The organism is Streptomyces sp. NRRL S-350, assembly GCF_000719705.1.
GTDB lineage: Bacteria > Actinomycetota > Actinomycetes > Streptomycetales > Streptomycetaceae > Kitasatospora.
Genome location: NZ_JOHO01000251.1, coordinates 1 through 206 on the forward strand (window position 1 = coordinate 1; position 206 = coordinate 206).

A 206-nucleotide genomic window follows, 5' to 3' on the forward strand; every position below is an offset into this window, starting at 1 on the left:
GCGGCCGTCGCCGTCGATGTCCGCGAACCGCACCCGGCTCGCGTCCGTGGTCAGACCGGATGCGACCTGGCCGATGTCCTGCCAGGTCCCGTGTCCGTCACCGCCCGTGTTCAGGTACACCCGCACCGAACCGCCGGGATTGACCAGGATGTAGTCCGCCTTGCCGTCGCCGTCCCAGTCCGCGAACCGTACCCGGCTCGAATCGG

At 69.9% G+C, this 206-nt stretch carries 1 protein-coding gene; it reads right to left on the reverse strand.

All coding sequences use genetic code 11. The features are described from left to right. Positions 1-206 (reverse strand): FG-GAP repeat domain-containing protein (locus tag IF30_RS43035; RefSeq protein ID WP_037903388.1); only part of this gene is annotated, 206 nt, incomplete at both ends.